The organism is Mesobacillus jeotgali (assembly GCF_900166585.1).
In the GTDB taxonomy this organism is placed as follows: Bacteria; Bacillota; Bacilli; order Bacillales; family Cytobacillaceae; genus Mesobacillus; species Mesobacillus jeotgali_A.
In genome coordinates, this window is record NZ_FVZC01000001.1 from 1 (window position 1) to 1,029 (window position 1,029).

The 1,029-nt window shown below is 48.9% G+C and carries 7 tRNA genes and 1 rRNA gene; all 8 read left to right on the forward strand.

From position 1 onward, the window contains the following. The first annotated feature begins 51 nt into the window (after positions 1–51). Positions 52–127: transfer RNA gene (locus B5X77_RS00005), tRNA-Lys, on the forward strand. A gap of 65 nt (positions 128–192) precedes the next feature. Beyond that, positions 193–277, forward strand: a tRNA-Leu gene (locus B5X77_RS00010). A gap of 37 nt (positions 278–314) precedes the next feature. Continuing rightward, positions 315–389, forward strand: a tRNA-Gly gene (locus B5X77_RS00015). Positions 390–396: 7 nt separating this feature from the next. Continuing rightward, positions 397–485, forward strand: a tRNA-Leu gene (locus B5X77_RS00020). A 25-nt stretch (positions 486–510) separates the two neighbouring features. Continuing rightward, positions 511–587 (forward strand) — tRNA-Arg (locus B5X77_RS00025). A gap of 20 nt (positions 588–607) precedes the next feature. Continuing rightward, a tRNA-Pro gene (locus B5X77_RS00030) sits at positions 608–684 on the forward strand. A gap of 15 nt (positions 685–699) precedes the next feature. Further along, positions 700–775, forward strand: a tRNA-Ala gene (locus tag B5X77_RS00035). A 185-nt stretch (positions 776–960) separates the two neighbouring features. Continuing rightward, positions 961–1,029 (forward strand): 16S ribosomal RNA (locus tag B5X77_RS00040); the annotation flags it as partial.

Below are 1,029 nucleotides of genomic sequence, written 5' to 3' on the forward strand. Positions count from 1 at the left end.
TTGTAATCAGTAGGTTGGGGGTTCAAGTCCTCTCGCCGGCACCACTTGTACGAGCCATTAGCTCAGTCGGTAGAGCATCTGACTTTTAATCAGAGGGTCGAAGGTTCGAGTCCTTCATGGCTCACCAAGATTTTTTCGCGCTCGCGAAAAGAATCTTCCTTATCTTCTGCTTCGGCGGAATAGATTGAATATGCGGGTGTGGCGGAATTGGCAGACGCACCAGACTTAGGATCTGGCGCCGCAAGGCGTGGGGGTTCGACTCCCTTCACCCGCACCAAGTTTTTTTACGACAGTAAATTAAATTTCTATATAATGCGGAAGTAGTTCAGTGGTAGAATACAACCTTGCCAAGGTTGGGGTCGCGGGTTCGAATCCCGTCTTCCGCTCCATTTCTTAGCCGGGGTGGCGGAACTGGCAGACGCACAGGACTTAAAATCCTGCGGTAGGTGACTACCGTACCGGTTCGATTCCGGTCCTCGGCACCACCAAGTAAGCTAATATACTAAATATGCGCCCGTAGCTCAATTGGATAGAGCGTCTGACTACGGATCAGAAGGTTATGGGTTCGACTCCTTTCGGGCGCGCCACTATTTTTTTCTCAATATAACGGGGAGTAGCTCAGCTTGGTAGAGCACTTGGTTTGGGACCAAGGGGTCGCAGGTTCGAATCCTGTCTTCCCGACCATCTTCAATTTAATACGGGGCCTTAGCTCAGCTGGGAGAGCGCCTGCCTTGCACGCAGGAGGTCAGCGGTTCGATCCCGCTAGGCTCCACCATAAAATACCATTTGACCGCGTTGGTTATCCGTGTTAGTATATTAAAGCTGACAGGATGAACTGGTCGGTGAAATTGTTCTTTGAAAACTAAACAAACAAGCGTCAACAAACAATAAATTATTCATGACTTCTATTATAGAAGAACATGAGCCAACGTTTTAACTTATGAGCTAACTCATAACTCTTTTTTGGAGAGTTTGATCCTGGCTCAGGACGAACGCTGGCGGCGTGCCTAATACATGCAAGTCGAGCGG